This window comes from Halomonas sp. LBP4, from assembly GCF_003202205.1.
Lineage (GTDB): Bacteria > Pseudomonadota > Gammaproteobacteria > Pseudomonadales > Halomonadaceae > Halomonas > Halomonas flagellata.
Window position 1 is genome coordinate 719,086 of the sequence record NZ_PDOG01000002.1, and the last position, 14,173, is coordinate 733,258.

General features: G+C 69.0%; 15 protein-coding genes. 10 read left to right on the forward strand and 5 right to left on the reverse strand.

Annotated elements, in window-relative coordinates:
• Positions 1–14 precede the first annotated feature (14 nt).
• The gene (gene nfi, locus CR157_RS10365; protein ID WP_110283493.1) at positions 15–695 is read left to right on the forward strand and encodes a deoxyribonuclease V; all 681 of its coding nucleotides are present in this window, start codon (positions 15–17) and stop codon (positions 693–695) included.
• Positions 696–698: 3 nt separating this feature from the next.
• Here nfi and CR157_RS10370 read toward each other — a convergent pair whose 3' ends face one another.
• Entirely contained in the window at positions 699–1,589 is an 891-nt protein-coding gene (locus tag CR157_RS10370) for an aldo/keto reductase (RefSeq protein ID WP_110283430.1), read from the reverse strand.
• A gap of 146 nt (positions 1,590–1,735) precedes the next feature.
• Between CR157_RS10370 and CR157_RS10375 the strand changes: the two genes are divergently transcribed.
• From CR157_RS10375 to CR157_RS10385, 3 genes are all read left to right on the forward strand, one after another.
• Positions 1,736–2,302 carry a DUF1415 domain-containing protein gene (locus tag CR157_RS10375; protein ID WP_110283431.1) on the forward strand — a complete coding sequence of 189 codons (567 nt, stop codon included), beginning with the start codon at positions 1,736–1,738 and terminating at the stop codon, positions 2,300–2,302.
• A 78-nt stretch (positions 2,303–2,380) separates the two neighbouring features.
• Complete coding sequence (gene tpx, locus CR157_RS10380) at positions 2,381–2,881, forward strand: thiol peroxidase (protein ID WP_110283432.1); 501 nt, start codon at positions 2,381–2,383, stop codon at positions 2,879–2,881.
• Between the two features lie 45 nt (positions 2,882–2,926).
• Complete coding sequence (locus CR157_RS10385) at positions 2,927–3,358, forward strand: OsmC family protein (protein WP_110283433.1); 432 nt, start codon at positions 2,927–2,929, stop codon at positions 3,356–3,358.
• A 52-nt stretch (positions 3,359–3,410) separates the two neighbouring features.
• Here CR157_RS10385 and CR157_RS10390 read toward each other — a convergent pair whose 3' ends face one another.
• Positions 3,411–4,100 (reverse strand): gamma-glutamyl-gamma-aminobutyrate hydrolase family protein, encoded by a 690-nt coding sequence (locus CR157_RS10390; RefSeq protein ID WP_110283434.1) that lies wholly within the window; start codon positions 4,098–4,100, stop codon positions 3,411–3,413.
• Positions 4,097–5,104 (reverse strand): amidoligase family protein, encoded by a 1,008-nt coding sequence (locus CR157_RS10395; RefSeq protein WP_110283435.1) that lies wholly within the window; start codon positions 5,102–5,104, stop codon positions 4,097–4,099. The genes CR157_RS10390 and CR157_RS10395 overlap by 4 nt, the downstream gene beginning before the upstream one ends.
• Positions 5,105–5,210: 106 nt before the next feature.
• On the opposite strand from CR157_RS10395, the gene CR157_RS10400 reads away from it, so the two are divergent.
• The 4 genes from CR157_RS10400 to CR157_RS10415 all read left to right on the forward strand — a co-directional run bounded on the left by CR157_RS10400 (position 5,211) and on the right by CR157_RS10415 (position 10,720).
• A complete protein-coding gene (locus CR157_RS10400; protein ID WP_110283436.1) occupies positions 5,211–7,568 on the forward strand; it encodes a mechanosensitive ion channel domain-containing protein in 2,358 nt (785 codons plus the stop codon).
• 118 nt (positions 7,569–7,686) lie between these two features.
• Positions 7,687–8,667, forward strand: coding sequence for a LacI family DNA-binding transcriptional regulator (locus tag CR157_RS10405; protein WP_110283437.1), 981 nt, complete (start codon positions 7,687–7,689; stop codon positions 8,665–8,667).
• Between the two features lie 200 nt (positions 8,668–8,867).
• Positions 8,868–9,647 (forward strand): ThuA domain-containing protein, encoded by a 780-nt coding sequence (locus tag CR157_RS10410; RefSeq protein WP_110283438.1) that lies wholly within the window; start codon positions 8,868–8,870, stop codon positions 9,645–9,647.
• A complete protein-coding gene (locus CR157_RS10415) occupies positions 9,644–10,720 on the forward strand; it encodes a Gfo/Idh/MocA family protein (protein ID WP_110283439.1) in 1,077 nt (358 codons plus the stop codon). The genes CR157_RS10410 and CR157_RS10415 overlap by 4 nt, the downstream gene beginning before the upstream one ends.
• Here the strand turns inward: CR157_RS10415 and CR157_RS10420 are convergent.
• Both CR157_RS10420 and CR157_RS10425 read right to left on the reverse strand, forming a co-directional pair.
• Positions 10,683–11,096, reverse strand: coding sequence for a hypothetical protein (locus CR157_RS10420; RefSeq protein ID WP_110283440.1), 414 nt, complete (start codon positions 11,094–11,096; stop codon positions 10,683–10,685). The genes CR157_RS10415 and CR157_RS10420 overlap by 38 nt on opposite strands.
• A gap of 1 nt (position 11,097) precedes the next feature.
• The gene (locus tag CR157_RS10425; RefSeq protein WP_110283441.1) at positions 11,098–11,982 is read right to left on the reverse strand and encodes a DnaJ domain-containing protein; all 885 of its coding nucleotides are present in this window, start codon (positions 11,980–11,982) and stop codon (positions 11,098–11,100) included.
• A gap of 166 nt (positions 11,983–12,148) precedes the next feature.
• On the opposite strand from CR157_RS10425, the gene CR157_RS10430 reads away from it, so the two are divergent.
• Complete coding sequence (locus CR157_RS10430; protein WP_110283442.1) at positions 12,149–13,630, forward strand: hypothetical protein; 1,482 nt, start codon at positions 12,149–12,151, stop codon at positions 13,628–13,630.
• Positions 13,627–13,995 (forward strand): glutaredoxin family protein, encoded by a 369-nt coding sequence (locus CR157_RS10435; RefSeq protein ID WP_110283443.1) that lies wholly within the window; start codon positions 13,627–13,629, stop codon positions 13,993–13,995. The genes CR157_RS10430 and CR157_RS10435 overlap by 4 nt, the downstream gene beginning before the upstream one ends.
• Positions 13,996–14,173: the final 178 nt, after the last annotated feature.

Below are 14,173 nucleotides of genomic sequence, written 5' to 3' on the forward strand. Positions count from 1 at the left end.
GGAGATGCGCAATGATTTCGCCACCACTGCACGACTGGGGCCTCGCGCCGCCGGAGGCCATCGCCCTGCAGACACGGCTGGCGCCGCGGGTGGAGCGCGAGGATCGCCTCGCGCCGGTGCGTCACATCGCCGGGGTGGATATCGGCTTCGAGCAGGACGGCGAGATCACCCGGGCCGCGGTGGTGGTGCTGGCCCTGGGGGAGAAGGCCGTGCCGGGGCTCGAGGTGGTCGAGGAGGCGGTGCACCGGGAGCCCACGCGCATGCCCTATATTCCCGGGCTGCTGTCGTTTCGCGAGGTGCCGGCGGCCCTGGCGGCCTTCGAGAAGCTGGCGGTGCGGCCCGAGCTGGTGATGGTCGACGGCCAGGGCATCGCCCATCCACGGCGACTGGGGGTGGCCTCCCACCTGGGGCTGTGGCTCGACCTGCCGACCATCGGGGTGGCCAAGTCGCGGCTCTGCGGGTGTCACGCCGAGCCGGGCCCCGAGCGCGGCGACTGGACGCCACTGGTGGACGGCGACGAGACCATCGGCGCCGTGCTGCGTTCGCGCAGCGGCGTCAAGCCGGTCTTCGTCTCGCCCGGCCATCGTATCACGCTGGTTACGGCGCTCGACTGGGTGGTGCGCTGCCTGGGGCGCACCAAGCTGCCCGAGCCGACGCGGCTGGCCGATCGGCTGGCCTCCCGGCGGGGAAAGTAACCCCTAGACGATATCCAGCGGGACTTTTCGCTTCGGCGGCGGAAAGGCCGCGTCGAGCCGGGCCAGGGCCTCGTCGTCGAGCTCGATGGCCAGCGCGGCGGCGTTCTGCGTGACATGCTCGCGCTGCACCGCCTTGGGGATGGCGAAGACGTCGCGCCGGCCCTCGACCGGCCGGATGGCCCAGGCCAGCAGCAGCTGGGCCGGGGTCACGCCGAGCCCCGCGGCCAGGTCCAGCACCTCGGGGTGGGTGAGCAGCTCGCGGCGCAGGCCGCCGGCCTGGGCCAGCGGGCAGTAAGCCATGAGCGGCATGGCGTGGCGGCGTTGCCAGGGCCGCAGCGAGTGCTCGATGCCCCGGGAGCCGAGGTGGTAGAGCACCTGGTTCACGGCGCAGTCGCCACCGCCGGGGACGCCGGCGAGGGCCTCCATCTCGTCCACGTCGAAGTTGGAGACGCCGAAGCGGCGGATCTTGCCGCTCTCGCGCAGGCGCTCGAAGGCCTCCAGGGTCTCCTCCAGGGGGATGCTGCCGGGCCAGTGCAGCAGGTAGAGGTCCAGGTGGTCGGTCCCGAGTCGCGAGAGGCTGCGCTCGCAGGCGGCGATGGCGTTGTCACGCCCGGCGTTCCAAGGGTAGACCTTGGAGACCAGGAAGGCGCTGTCGCGACGGCCGGCGAGGGCCTCGCCGACCACCTCCTCGGCGCCGCCGTCGGCGTACATCTCGGCGGTGTCGATCAGCGTCAGGCCGAGCTCGAGCCCCTGCTGCAGGGCGCGCACCTCGTCGCGCCGCGGGGCCAGGCCCTCGCCCATGTACCAGGTGCCCTGACCGATGGCGGGCAGGTCGCAAGCAGGCTGGGCGGCGGTGGCCGGGAGTCGGACCCGGGGCAGGGGGCTGTCAGCCATGGCGGTCCTCTGTCGGTTCGCTGGTGGGCCTCGGGAAGGGCAGCCTACCTCGAAGGCCGAGCCTTCATGCTGCGACATGGCATGCGGCTTTGCAATCCGGCCGACGGCGGTCGACCATGGGGGGCCGCCCCCTGCCGAGCCCCGCCATGACTTCGCCCGATTCCCGCTATCTCGCCACGACCCGCACCTGGGTCGAGACCTTCGTGGTCGCCCACGATGTCTGCCCCTTCGCCGGCCGCGAGCTCGCCCGCGGCACCATTCGCTATGCCGGGGTGGCCGCCGACGACTGGGAGACCGCCCTGCTGACGCTCATCGAGGAGTGCGAGCGGCTCGACGAGACCCCCGGCATCGAGACCACCCTGCTGGTGCTGACCCGCGGCGTCGAGGACTTCGATGACTACCTCGACCTGCTGGCCATCGCCGAAAAACTGCTGACCCGGCAGGGCTACGAGGGGATCTACCAACTGGCGAGCTTTCACCCCGACTACTGCTTCGAGGATGCTGAGCCGGATGACCCCGGCAACTTCACCAACCGTTCGCCCTGGCCGATGCTGCACCTGCTGCGCGAGGCGAGCCTGGAGCAGGCGCTGGCCCACTACCCCGATGATCCGGCACAGATCCCCGAGCGCAATATCGCCGAGATGCACCGGCTGGGCCGGGACCGGCTTGCCGAGACCCTGGTGGCGCTTCGCGACGAGACGCGCCGAGGCTGACCGGCGGCCGGCGACTGGGGTAGGCTGTAGGCGCAGCATCCCTGACATGTCTTATCCCGCCACGAACGAGGAGTTCGCATGAAACAGGTAACCCGCGCCGGCGTCCCGGTGGACGTGGCCGGCGACTTTCCGGCCGTCGGCCAGGCGGCGCCACCGCTGACCCTGACCAACATCGAGCTGGCCGACGTGACGCTCGCCGATTACGCCGGCAAGCGCAAGGTGCTCAACATCATCCCCAGCGTCGACACCCCCACCTGCGCCACCTCGACGCGCAAGTTCAACGAGCTGGCCTCCACCATGGCTGATACCGTGGTGCTGGTGGTGTCCGCGGACCTGCCCTTTGCCGCCAAGCGCTTCTGCGGCGCCGAGGGGCTGGACCACGTGGAGACGCTTTCCACCTTCCGCCACCCCGAGTTCCACCGGGACTGGGGCGTCGATCTCTGCAGCGGCGTGATGTCCGGCCTCTGCGCCCGGGCGGTGGTGGTGCTCGACGAGCAGGACCGGGTGATTCACGGCGAGCTGGTCGAGGAGATCAAGCAGGAGCCGGACTACGAGGCGGCGCTGAAGGCACTCGGTTGAGTGCCGTCTACACTTTGGGTGCGATTTAGACAAGGAGAGCGATTCATGAGTATCAAGAAGACGGCATCCGCCCGCTGGCAGGGTGGTCTGAAGAACGGCAAGGGCACGGTGTCCACCGAGAGCGGCGTGCTGCAGGAAACGCCCTATGACTTCAGGCAGCGCTTCGAGGGCGAGGCCGGTACCAATCCCGAGGAGCTGATCGGTGCCGCCCACGCCAGCTGCTACTCCATGGCGCTGTCGCTGATCCTGGGCGAGGCCGGCATGGAGGCCGAGAGCATCGATACCCGGGCGACGGTGTCCCTGGACCAGGGCGACGATGGCTTCAGCATCACCGCCGTGCACCTGGAGACCCGGGTGCGGATGCCCGGTGCCGACCGGGCCGCCTTCGAGGAGGCGGCCGAGAAGGCCAAGGGTGGCTGCCCGGTGTCGAAGCTGCTGAATGCCGAGATCACCCTGGAGGCGAGCCTCGAGAGCTGAAACGGCGCACCTCGCGGTAACTTCCCGACGGCCACCCTTGCGGTGGCCGTTTTCATGGGTGGCGGGAACGGCCGGCGGCCTTGACCAGGGCGCGGATCAGGCGCTGCTGTGGCCGGTTGAAGAGCAGCCACTCCGGGTGCCACTGCACGCCGATCAGGAAGTCGTGGTCGCGTGATTCGATGCCCTGGACCAGGCCGTCGCGGTCGCGGGCGACGATCTCGATGCCGTGGCCGGCCCGCTGCACCGCCTGGTGATGGAGGCTGTTGATGCGGCACCAGCTCACGCCGAGGACGCGGTGCAGCCGGCTGTCGCCGACGATGTCCACGGTCTTGCGCGGCAGCACGGTCCGCCGGCGCTTGAGCCCCTCGTGGGTGGTGTAGATGTCCGGGTCCAGGGTGCCGCCCTGGTGAACGTTGATCAGCTGGGCGCCGCGGCAGATGCCCAGCACCGGGATGCCCCGGGGGATGAAATGCTCGAGCAGCTCGAGCTCCAGCTCGTCGCGCTGGGGATCGACCCGCACGTCGAGCTGCACCTCGCCGCCGTAGAGGTGGGCCTGGATGTCATCACCGCCCCCCACGATCAGGCCGTCGAGGTGTCCCGGCCAGGGGCGCGAGGGGGACAGCCGCAGGGGGCGGCCGCCGTGGCGCCACACCGCGAACCAGTCGAAGCGCCAGGCGATCTGGCTCTTGTCGTCGGAGGTGGTGATGCCGATCAGTGGGCGGGACGGGAGGTCGCGGCTCACGTTGCCCCCATCCAGCCACGCAGCTTCTGCAGCCAGCGGAGGATCGGCGACCGGGTGTGCTTGATCACGTAGGCGGTGGCCCGCTCGGCCAGCCGCTGCGGATCGGCGGCCAGCTTCTCGACCTCCACCCAGCGGTTCCACTCCACCACCGAGCCCCAGCCGGGCTCGGAGAGCTGGGCATTGGGGAGCCGATAGTGAAAGGTCGGGCGCGGCTTGACCAGACGGTGGGTGAACAGGGGGTGGGGGTAGTCCTGTCGCAGGCAGGCGAACAGCGGGAACATGTCCAGCTCGCGGTTGCGCGTCGGGTTGTACTCCAGGTAGTCGCCGATCAGGGTGTCGACGTCCGGGGCATAGTTCGGGGCGAGCACCTTGAGCGCATAGGGCTTGGGGAAGGGATTGGCATGGGGCAGCACTTCCCGGGTGATGTCGATGTCGATCTGTTCGCGCAGCCATTCGGCGGTCAGCAGGAAGGCGCGCAGGTGGTCGAGGACCGCGGCCACTTCCAGGCTCGGCACCTCCGGGTTGAGGTGCAGGCCGAAGCCGTAGAGCAGGCTGGCATCGGTGCCCTTGGCCCCATGGCCCTGCAGCGCCCCGAACAGGGCGTCGAGCTGGTCGAGCTCGTCCCAGGGGACCGGCGGACAGATGATTTCGGTCGGCACCAGGCCGGTGACCACGTCGCCGATCAGCTCCCGGGTGCGGGTGTGGAAGTCGACACGCATCTGGTGGCGCTGGCGCTCCCACTCGGTGTCGTCCTTCGGCCCGGTGTTGAGCACCTCGTCGTCGGGATGGGCGTACTGGGTATCGAGCTCGATGATGAAGTCGCCCCAACGGGTCCGGTGGACCTTGAGTCGATGAGCGCTGACCGTCACGATCTCGCCACCGAACAGCCCCCGGACCAGCTCGGCGGTGTCCCGTGGCGGCAGGCCGGCGAACTCGATCTCCACGCCGACACGCCGGATCTCGCCTGCGGCATTGCGGGGCTCGGGTGGCGGTATCGGCGTCATGACGGCATCCTGTGCGTGACACGAGGGGGTCTTGCGGAGCCTATCATATTGCCTGCGGGATTCATGCGAGCCCCGTGGAGACTGCCTCGACCGAGACGGAGACGAGATGCTGCCCAGCCCGCCGACTGGCCCCATACCTTCCCCATGCTCCGCGCCGGCGGGGCGCCTGCTGCTGCTTGCGTGGTTGCTGCTGGTGGGGCTCTGCCTGGCCCTGCCGGTCCAGGCGCAGCAGCTGGGGTTGTCCGGGCTGCTGGAGGGCGAGGAGTCGGGCGAGACGCACGATCCCGAGGCCTTTCAGGAGTCCCTGGAGCGGGTGATCGCTACCCTGGAGGATGAGCAACGCCGCCGCGACCTGCTGGCGAGCCTGCGCGACCTGCAGGCGGCCCATGGCGAGGCCACCGAGCAGGATGGGGTGGCGTCGCGTCAGGGGCTGCTCGGCGCCCTGGCCGAGACCATCAGCGACCTGGGCGAGCAGGCCGAGGCGGGGGACTCGCCGCTGGACCACTGGGGGGAGCAGCTCGAGCAGGGCTGGCAGGCATTCAGTGCGCTGGTGGTCGAGACCGGCAATGCCGAGCTGGTGCGTTTCGTGATCGAGGGGGCGGTGTTGCTGGGCATCTGGGTCGGGCTGCTGGTGATCCTGATCGCCCTGGGTCGATTGCTGGCTAAGCGCCGGGGCTGGCCACTGGACCTGCCCCGGGAGCCTCGCGCCCGGTTGCTGGCGGCGCACTTCCTGCGCCGCATGCTGCCTTGGGCGCTGGCCTTCGCCCTGGTGCTGGGTATCGCCCAGCTGGTACCGGCCAGTCCCGGCCGTGCCATGGTGCTGGTGGTGGCCTATGTGGCGCTGTGCGGGCGCACCCTCTCGGTGGTGGTGGAGACGGTGATCTCGGTGTTCACCCGGGGGCATCGCTTCGTCGCCGTGCAGATCCTCCAGCAGCAGGGGCTACGCCGGCTGTTCATGATCGGTGCGCTGGTCGCCCTCGGCGATGCCTTCAACTCGTCGCGGCTGGTGGCGTTGCTCGGCGACGAGCTGGCCGGCCTGATGTCGGTGCTGGCCAACATGCTGGCGGCGCTGCTCAGCGGACGCTTCATCCTCAAGTTCAAGCGGCCGATCAAGCACCTGATCCGCAACCGTCCCTACCGCCAGCGGCGCGACAGCGGCGGCTCGGCCGAGGTGATCCGTGTCGTGGGCGGGCTCTGGCATGTGCCGGCGCTGCTGATAGTGGGGGCGTCACTGGTGGCGATCTTCATCACCGTGGGCGATGTGGGCACGGCACTGGCCCGCTCGATCATCACCGCGGCGCTGCTGGTGCTGACCCTGGTGGTGACCGGGCTATTGCGGCGCCAGTCAGAACGCGCCGCGCGCCGACGTCGCGTCAGCGAGTACCGCAAGCGGCTCGAGCGCTTCGGCTATGCGCTCTCCCATGTGCTGGCGTGGATCGCCTTCGCCGAGCTCTCGCTGCAGGTGTGGGGTGGTTCGCTGATCGGGCTCGGCCAGCAGGGAGTGGTGGCCAGCGCTCGCATCGGGCAGGCGCTGCTGGGGGTCGGCTTCACCGTGCTGCTGGCCTGGCTGGCGTGGATCTTCGCCGACACCGCCATCCAGCGGGCGCTGATCACCTCGGCGCGCTCCCGCGGGCGACGGGTCAACCAGGCCCGTGCCCAGACCATCACGCCGATGATCCGCAACGTGATCTTCGCCACCATCGTGATCATCGCCGCCATCGTCGGCCTGGCCAACCTGGGCGTCAACGTCACCCCGCTGCTGGCCGGCGCGGGGGTGATCGGCCTGGCCATCGGCTTCGGCGCCCAGACCCTGGTGCAGGACCTGATCACCGGCATCTTCATTCTCATCGAGGACTCCCTGGCCATCGACGACTTCGTCACCATCAACGGCCACGTGGGCAGCGTCGAGGGGCTGACCCTGCGGACCGTGCGGCTGCGCGACCTGGACGGCATCGTGCACATCATCACCTTCAGCCGCATCGACTCGATCCACAACATGTCGCGGCAGTTCGGCATCGCCCTGATGCGGGTCCGCGTGCCCCACCACATGAGGGTCGACGATGTCATCGCCCTGGTGCGGGAAGTGGCCGACGAACTGCGCCAGGACCCGATGATGCGCCACCATATCTGGTCGCCTCTGGAGCTGCAGGGGATCGAGAGCTTCGACGATGGCGGCGCCCTCCTGCGCATGCGGCTGCGAACCGCACCGGTGATGCAGTGGGACGTGGCCCGAGCCTTCAACCTGCTGCTCAAGCAGCGCATGGAAGAGCAGGGGCTCGACCTCGGCATGCCTCGGCTCAGTGTCAGCATGGAAGGCCGCGGCGGTGGACGCCTGGACGGTTCGGATGCCGATGGGGACGACCACGACGCCAGTGGCCGCCGCCCCGGCGAGGCCGGTGTGGCCGGTGTGGCCGACCCCGAGGGCGACACCAGCGCCCGCGGGGGGTCGCCGGATCCGGCGTAGCCTCGCGGGGATTCGGTACCACGGCCGGATGCACGTCCCGGCGACTTTGGGCACAATCGGGCCCGGGTTTCACGGGATATCGGCGGATCGCACTCCGCCGCAGTGGCGGAGCGGGGCGATGAGCAGAGACGACACCCAGACGGAGCGCCCGGCGAAGGGCGCCACCATTCACGAGATCGCCAAGGCGGCGGGAGTCTCCATCGCCTCGGTGAGCCGGGCGCTGAACGGCAAGCCCGGGATCAGCGAGGCGCTGCGTGAGCATATCCTGCAGATCAGCCGCGACATCCACTACCAGCCCAGCGCCGCCGCCCGGGCGCTGATTGGCGGCAAGGCGGCGGTGGTCGGCATCTCCCTGGGGCGGCAGGACATCGAGCTACGTCCTTACTACATCCTGCTCTACCAACATCTGACCCTGGCGCTGTATCGGCAGGGCATGGTGCCGATCTTCTTCGCCTGCGACCAGACGCCGACGCTCCCCGAGCGGGCGGGGTCGGCCATCCTGCTGAGCGACTTCCCGGGTGACGAGCGTCCCGGTTTTCTTGCTTCACGGCGTATTCCCTTCGTGCGCATCGGCCCGCCGGGCGAAGGCTTCTCGGTGGCGCCGGACGACCGCCACGGCATCTACCTGGCCACCCGCCACCTGATAGAGGGGGGACGTCGACGGATTGCCTTTATCGGCGATGAGCTCGGCGACGACCGGCATCGCCTGCAGGGGTACCAGCAGGCCCTCGCGGAAGCCGGGTTGCCCGAATCCCTCATCGGCGTGCCCTTCAGCTACGATCCCGCCCTGACCGCTTATCGTTATCTCGGTCGCTTCCTGCAGCCGGGACCACCACTCGATGGCCTGGTCTGCGAGAACGACGAGTTCGCTCGCGGTTGCCTGACGGCGCTGGAAGATCGGGGCATCCGTGTGCCCGAACAGGTCGCGGTGACCGGCTTCGACGATCTGCCGACCCTGGCCGCGCAACTGACCACGGTGCGCCAGGATATCGGGCGGCTTGCCGTCGAGGCCGTGGGTTTGCTGGGCGAGGCCATCGCCGGTGCCAGGCCCCGGCATATCGACTTGCCGGTGACGCTGATTCGCCGCCAGACCGGCTGATTCACGCCCGCCGGTCGTGGCTCTCGCCTTGCTGCCTGCGGTCGCTCCCGCCCCCGTCCTCCTGACAGTATCGATATGCGACGAAAGTCGTTTGGGTAAACGTTTACTCTCTCATGGTAAACGTTTACTTTGTCCCTGCTTGCACTGATCAGTGCCATCCACTCATCGCCCCGAGGGGCATCCCTGACAGGAGAATCACGATGACGCTCAAGGTCACCGTCTGGGGGGAGAACGTACACGAGCAGACCAACGAGGTGGTAGCGCGGATTTATCCTGACGGCATGCACGCCTGCATCGCCGCCGCGCTCAACGAGGATCCCGAAATCGAGGCCCGCGCGGTCACCCTCCAGGAGCCCGAGCATGGCCTGACCGAAGAGGTGCTGGAGAATACCGACGTACTGCTGTGGTGGGGCCATGCCGCTCATGGCGAAGTGCGCGACGAGATCGTCGACCGGGTCCAGGCGCGGGTGCTGCAGGGCATGGGCCTGCTGGTGCTGCACTCCGGCCACTATTCCAAGATCTTCAAGCGCCTGATGGGCACCACCTGCTCGCTGAAGTGGCGCGAGGCCGGCGAGCGCGAGCGTCTCTGGGTGGTCAACCCCGGCCATCCCATCGTCCAGGGGCTGAGCGACTACCTCGAACTGCCCCACACCGAGATGTACGGCGAGCCGTTCGCGGTGCCCAACCCCGACGAGGTGATCTTCATCAGTGCCTACGAGGGGGGCGAGGTGTTCCGCTCGGGGCTCACCTACAAACGCGGCAACGGCAAGATCTTCTACTTCAGCCCCGGCCACGAGACCTACCCGATCTACTACGACGATCAGGTGCGCCTCGTGCTGAGAAACGCTGTGAAGTGGGCGCGCCCCGAGGGTTCGCGGTGGATCGACAGCTGCCCGAACGTGCCGCCGGAGCAGGCGCCCAACCCGGTGGAAGTGAAAGGCGAGGGGCTGCACAAGCCCGGCGAGGAGGGGTTCAAATGATTCGACTGGCGATCATCGGTGCCGGCAGCATGGCCGGCGAGCATGCCAAGCACTTCAAGGCCCTGGAAGGCGTCGAGGTGGTGGCGGTGTGCGACCTGGACGGCGACAAGGTGCGCGCCTTCGCCGAGCAGCACGGCATTCCCGAGGCCTATACCGACCTCGACGCCATGCTGGCCCGGGACGACATCCAGGCGGTGAGCAACGTCACCCCGGACGGGGTGCACAAGGCGACCTCACTCGCCGCCATCGCCGCCGGCAAGCATATCCTCTGCGAGAAGCCGCTGGCCACCAACGAGGCCGACGCCCGGGAGATGGCCGCGGCGGCGCGCCGTGCCGGGGTGATCAACATGATCAATCTCAGCTACCGCGATGCGCCGGCCATCCAGCATGCCCGCGAGCTGATCGCCTCCGGCGCCATCGGCCGGGTGATGCACGTGGACGCCAGCTACCTGCAGAGCTGGCTGGTCAGCCACGCCTGGGGCCGCTGGGACCGGGACAGCCAGTGGCTGTGGCGGCTCTCCGAGGCCCATGGCAGCAAGGGCGTGCTTGGCGACGTGGGGGTGCATATCCTCGACTTCGCCAGCTTCCCGGTGGGCGACATCGCCGCCGTCAACTGCCAGCTCAAGTGCTTCGACAAGGCGCCCGACAACCGCATAGGCGACTATGTGCTCGATGCCAACGACAGCGCCCTGATGCGCGTCGAGTTCGCGGGCGGCGCACTCGGCACCATCCAGGCCACGCGCTGGGCCACCGGCCACCATAACTCCCTGAAGCTCAGCGTCTACGGCGATCGCGGGGCGGTCAGCGTGGTGCTCGACGACGCCAAGGATCGCGTCCTGACCTGCTTCGGCGAGGATGTCCATGCGGCACGCTGGACCTCGGTGGCAGCGCCGCCGACGCCCAGCAACTATCGGCGCTTCATCGACGGCATTCGCTCCGGGATCAACGACCAGCCCGACTTCGCGCGAGGGGCGGAACTGCAGGCGGTGCTGGATGCCTGCTTCCTGTCCGACGAGCGGGATCGCAGCGTGGCCGTTACGGCAGCCAGCGACACAGCCCCATCCCCAGCATGATGCCGAGGGCGAAGAGCGCGGCCGCCAGCCAGGGGCCGCGCAGGCGCTGCCAGCGGTTGTGCAGCAGGGCGGCACGGGTCAGGCGCTGCATCAGCTCGTCGTGGCGGGAGCCATGGGTATCCGGCGGCAGCGAGAAGTCGTCGGCCGGACCGTCGCGCCAATAGGGGGCGTGGGTGAGGCCGAGGCGGGCGCGCAGGCGGCCGATGTCCGACAGGGTGACGTGCAAGGCATCGTACTCCTCGCGCCGGGAGCCGACCTCGAGCACCGTGCGGGCATCCGCCCTGAGCGCGGTGTGCTCGCAACGCTCGATGGCGCCGGTGATCTCGACTTCGCCGGCCCGTGGGTCGAGCCCCAGCCGCTTGTAGAGATCGCGCATCTCAGCTTACCTGCATCAGGTAGTCATAGGCGCGGCGGATCCGCTGGAAGCGCTGGGAGGCGCTGGCCATTACCGCCTCGCCGGCGTTGAAGAAGCGATCGGGGTGGTGGGCCTGGGCCAGGCGGCGGTAGGCGTGGCGGATCTCGCTGCGGCTGGCGCCGGGCTCGAGGCCGAGCACCGCCAGGGCCCGGCGGGTGCGGTCACCGGGCGGCGGGTCCTGGCGTGCGCCCCGTTCGTGCTGGCGATGCTGTTCCTGGCGGTAGCGTTCCTGGCGGTGCTGTTCCCGTCCCCCGGCCTGCTGCCACTTGCTCTCTTCTTCCTTCCGGCGGTGACTGCCTTCCCGGCCGGAGTGGCTCCGGGAGTGCTGCCGGTCGTCCTGTCGCTGCGACTCCTGCTCGCGCTGGCGGCGGCGATGCTCCTTGGCCTGCCAATAGCCGCTTCGGCTGGGATCGTCGGGGTCGGCGAAGGCCCTGCCGGCCACCGCCTCGAACAGCGGGGCGAATTCGCCGGGGGAGACGCCGAGCAGATCGGCGAGAAAGCGCAGCACATGCTGGTTGGCCATCGACAGCTTGCCATCCTCCACCGCCAGGGCGATGGCCAAGCGCAGGAAAGGGGAGGCCTGCTCCCCATGAATCTCCTTCTGCAGCACCTCGGCGGCCAACTGGATGGCGCCCAGGTCCTGGGTGGCGGCGATTTCGAGGATCGGCGCCAGCGCGTGGCCATGGCGAAAGCCGCCGGTCAGTTCGGTCAGGCGTGAGCGTTCCGGCTCGCCGATCGGGCCGCGATTCGCCAGCACCCAGGCGAGCAGCAGCAGGGCCGCGGTATCGGCCTGGTGGCGGCTCTTGAGCAGCAGCAGCTCGAAGGGCGAGAAGCGGGCAATGGTCATTCCCTGGCTCCCGGGAGTTCGGTGTTGTTCTTGGCAGATCAAGGGGGTACGCCATGGTCGCCTCGGCGCGGAGCGTTGGCAAGTCCGACGCCTCACGCAGTACCATCGGAGTTCATGGCATGACCCCGACTTCGCGGGGTGGCCCCGGGCCAGGAGCAGCGGCGAAGTGATCACTGTCGAGCGCAAGGACAGCTTCCACCTCAAGATCTCCCGTGTGCTGCAGGAGGAGACCTCCCACAAGCTGGACCTCTTCCTGTTCGTGCCCGGCGAGCTGGGGCTCAACACCCATGTGATCTCCGAGGATGCCTTCTACCATGGCGCCATCCACGTCAAGCGCACCTACTACAGCGATCGCCATCACCTGCCGCTGGTGATGAGCCGCCTGGCGGGCCGCGGCAAGCTCGATCCGAACCAGTACCGCCTCGGCCTGAGCCTCTACGCCCACCAGTACGCGGTGGCGCTGGAGCGCTCGACCCAGGCGCTGCTCGATGCCGCCCGCGACGCGCGCAAGGCAGAAAAGCAGGGCGAGGAGTCGAATGCCCGGCGGCGCAGCGACCGGGCCAAGGGGTCTGCCGACGGCGGCGGGGTGGAGGAGAGCCGCCGGGAGGGCGATCCCGCCGCGCCGCTGCGCGAGCGCCTGGAGGAACTCTGCGAGCTCACCCAGGGGATCCTGCGACGGCTGCGTCGTCAGAAGCCCGGCGACGAGGGCCTGCACCGCTACTACGCCAACATCGACAACTACCTCTCCTGGCTCACCGAGCAGAGCCTGCTGGCGCTGGTCGCCCACCTGCCCCGGGGCAGTGGCTACCGGGAGGTGCGCGAGCGGTTGCTGGCGATCTGCCGGGCGGAGAGTGAGCATCGCGAGTCCCACGAGTACAACTCCGCGCGGGTGACCCGCGACCCGACGCGTATCTCCAACAAGATGCGCCTGCTGCGCCGGCTGATCGAGTATCCGGTGACCCTGAAGCAACACAACCAGGAGCTCGGCGGCGGCGAGCAGAAGGCGGTCAAGGGACTGGCCACGGCGGTGGTGATGGCCTTCGTCTCGCTGGGCCTGCTGGAGGCCCGTGCCGTGCTCGGCGACATCACCGCGCTGCTGGTGCTGGTGATGGCGCTGCTCTATGCCCTGCGCGAGGTGTTCAAGGACGATCTGCGCGTCACCCTGTGGCGGCTGTTGCGCCGGGGGCGCCCCAAGTGGCGCCGCCAGTACCTGGACCCGACCAGCAACGAGCCGGTGGGGCGTGAGCTCGAGTGGTTCGACTACAAGCGCTTCACCCGCCTCGACGAGGAGATCAAGCGGGTGCGCAAGCGCAACGTGGCCCAGCGGGAGGAGGTGGTGCTGCACTACCGTGCCAGTTCGCGGATGTCGCCGACCCGTTTTCTCAGCGGTTACGACCGCACCCGCGAGACCCTGAGCCTGGATCTGTCGCTGCTCACCCGGCTGATGGACAAGGGCTCGCACCACGTCTATCGGCTCAAGGAGGGCCAGGTCTCCCGGGAGGCAGTGGAGAAGCGCCACCTGATCAACCTGGTGATCCGCGAGGTGGAGGGCGAAGGGGAGCCGATGCTGCAGCGCTGGAAGATCGTCATGAGTCGATCGAAGATCGTCGATGTCGAACTGGTGCACGAAGAAGGAGGCACCGCATGACACCGCTGCTGAAGACCCTGCTGGCCCCGGTGGCGTGGGTGGCCGATAAGCTCGGCCCCTCCGCCGAGGTCGAGCGTCGCCCCGACGCCCAGGCCCGGGTGGATCGCGAATGCGAGCGGCTGGCGCTCTACCAGTTCCGTGCCGACCCCGACTGCATCCAGGTGCGCCGCGAGATCATCCGGCTGAACCTCGCCATCGAGGTGCGCGACGCCCAGCTCGACCCGGACCACCGCCGGGCGCTGAAGGAGGAGGGCGGCAAGGTGCAGGTGCCCTGCCTGCGCATCGCCGCCGATGAGGGCCCCGACCGCTGGCTCTATGACACCCGGGCGATCATCGCCTGGCTGCGCCGGCACTTCGGCGAGTGAGACGAGCTCAGGGCTTCACCAGGTGCTCCGGGGCGAGGTTCTCGGGGGCAAAAGCATCGGGCGTTCGTCGCGGGGCCTAACCCAGGGCCAGGAAGAAGCCGGCGAGGGTGGCCGACATCAGGTTGGAGAGGGTGCCGGCCAGCACCGCCTTGAGGCCGAAGCGGGCGATGTCGTGGCG

What these genes read in the sequence shown, in the direction of transcription:
- CR157_RS10370 (WP_110283430.1), bottom strand. Translation starts at nt 1,589, where the DNA reads ATGGCTGACAGCCCCCTGCCCCGGGTCCGACTCCCGGCCACCGCCGCC.
- CR157_RS10375 (WP_110283431.1), top strand. Translation starts at nt 1,736, where the DNA reads ATGACTTCGCCCGATTCCCGCTATCTCGCCACGACCCGCACCTGGGTC.
- tpx (WP_110283432.1), top strand. Translation starts at nt 2,381, where the DNA reads ATGAAACAGGTAACCCGCGCCGGCGTCCCGGTGGACGTGGCCGGCGAC.
- CR157_RS10385 (WP_110283433.1), top strand. Translation starts at nt 2,927, where the DNA reads ATGAGTATCAAGAAGACGGCATCCGCCCGCTGGCAGGGTGGTCTGAAG.
- CR157_RS10395 (WP_110283435.1), bottom strand. Translation starts at nt 5,104, where the DNA reads ATGACGCCGATACCGCCACCCGAGCCCCGCAATGCCGCAGGCGAGATC.
- CR157_RS10400 (WP_110283436.1), top strand. Translation starts at nt 5,211, where the DNA reads ATGCTGCCCAGCCCGCCGACTGGCCCCATACCTTCCCCATGCTCCGCG.
- CR157_RS10405 (WP_110283437.1), top strand. Translation starts at nt 7,687, where the DNA reads ATGAGCAGAGACGACACCCAGACGGAGCGCCCGGCGAAGGGCGCCACC.
- CR157_RS10410 (WP_110283438.1), top strand. Translation starts at nt 8,868, where the DNA reads ATGACGCTCAAGGTCACCGTCTGGGGGGAGAACGTACACGAGCAGACC.
- CR157_RS10415 (WP_110283439.1), top strand. Translation starts at nt 9,644, where the DNA reads ATGATTCGACTGGCGATCATCGGTGCCGGCAGCATGGCCGGCGAGCAT.
- CR157_RS10420 (WP_110283440.1), bottom strand. Translation starts at nt 11,096, where the DNA reads ATGCGCGATCTCTACAAGCGGCTGGGGCTCGACCCACGGGCCGGCGAA.
- CR157_RS10425 (WP_110283441.1), bottom strand. Translation starts at nt 11,982, where the DNA reads ATGACCATTGCCCGCTTCTCGCCCTTCGAGCTGCTGCTGCTCAAGAGC.
- CR157_RS10435 (WP_110283443.1), top strand. Translation starts at nt 13,627, where the DNA reads ATGACACCGCTGCTGAAGACCCTGCTGGCCCCGGTGGCGTGGGTGGCC.